Origin of the sequence: Dietzia sp. B19 (genome assembly GCF_014145155.1) — a bacterium.
Classification (GTDB): Bacteria; Actinomycetota; Actinomycetes; order Mycobacteriales; family Mycobacteriaceae; genus Dietzia; species Dietzia natronolimnaea.
This window is the reverse complement of the sequence record NZ_JAALED010000509.1, coordinates 1-1,408: the sequence shown is the minus strand read 5'-3', so window position 1 is coordinate 1,408 and position 1,408 is coordinate 1. Positions and strand designations below refer to the sequence as shown.

Below are 1,408 nucleotides of genomic sequence, written 5' to 3'. Positions count from 1 at the left end.
GCCACAGCCCGCCCCGCCCGACCCGTGGCGGGATCCCCACGCCCCGGTGGGGTTCGGAACCCCCGCCCTGCAGGCGGCGGACGAGCCCGGACCGGAGGATCTGTCGGGTGCGGACGTGCCCCCGCAGCCGAGGCTCTCACTCTCCGAGGCTCTGTTCGAGCGGCGACTGAGCAGGCAGGCGCTGGCAGGGGCGACCGCCGCCGTCGCCGTCATCGCCCTCGTGGGAGGGGGGATCGGCGCGGTCGTGGCCGATTCCGCCCGCGTCCTCACCACGTCGACGGTCCGCATCGCCGACGCGCCGGCGAACGTCATCCGGCCCGACAACCCGGTCGGTGAGGTGGCGCAACGGGTCCAACCGGCGGTGGTCCACATCCAGGTCTCCACGGCCTCGGCCCGGGGTGAGGGCTCCGGCATCGTCATAGACCCGCAGGGTTACATCGTCACCAACAACCACGTCGTCACCATGGACGGCGCCGCCGACAGGGCGGACATCGACGTCGTCTTCCCGGACGGGTCCAGGGCATCGGCCGAGTTGGTCGGCCGCGACCCGGCGACCGACCTGGCGGTGCTGAAGGTCGACGACGTCCAGAACCTCACCGTCGCGACCCTCGGTGATTCCGATCGGGTGCAGGTGGGCGAACAGGTCGTCGCCATCGGGTCGCCCCTCGGCCTGGCCCGGACGGTCACCGAGGGCATCGTGTCGGCCACCCAGCGGCCGATCGCCCTGGGGGAGTCCACCTCCGACGGGGACGTGGTGATCGACGCCATCCAGACCGACGCGGCCATCAATCCCGGCAACTCGGGTGGTCCGCTCATCGACGCCAGCGGGGCGGTGATCGGGATCAACACCTCCATCTTCACCCAATCCGGTGGGTCGATCGGGCTCGGGTTCGCCATCCCCGTCAACGATGTGCGCGACATCGCCACCTCGCTGATGAGCGAGGGCTCCGTACGTCACGCGACCATCGGCGTGAACGCGCGCAAGGCGGAGAACGGCAACGTGGAGGGTGCGGAGCTGGTCAACGTGCGGGAGGGGTCGCCCGCACAGGAGGCCGGGCTCCGGGAGGGCGACGTGGTGACGAGTGTCGGGGAACGCGGTGTCCGGTCCTCCGACGAGCTCATCGTGGCCGTCCGACGGGCTGGCGCGGACGTCGACGTGCCGGTCGAGGTCATCCGCGACGGTGCACGGATCGAGGTGACCGTCCGACCCGTACTCGCCTGACCCGCTCGGGGCCGGCAGGTCGCCGGCGCCGGTGGCCGGTCGTCCGAGGTCGTGGTGCCGGTCGGTGCCGGGACGACGTATCCTCGGAGGCGATGTTCACTAACGTGGGGTGGTCCGAGCTCCTGGTGCTCGGCGTGATCGCGCTCGTGGTCCTGGGGCCCGAGCGCCTACCCGAGGCCGCCCGCA

2 protein-coding genes are annotated in these 1,408 nt (G+C 71.8%); both read left to right on the top strand.

Annotated features, from left to right (window positions below; genetic code table 11):
* The coding region (locus tag G6020_RS13940) for a trypsin-like peptidase domain-containing protein (RefSeq protein WP_182611023.1) at nucleotides 1-1,222 on the top strand (1,222 nt) is incomplete at its 5' end.
* A gap of 92 nt (nucleotides 1,223-1,314) precedes the next feature.
* Nucleotides 1,315-1,408 (top strand): twin-arginine translocase TatA/TatE family subunit (locus tag G6020_RS13935; RefSeq protein ID WP_182611022.1); only part of this gene is annotated, 94 nt, incomplete at its 3' end.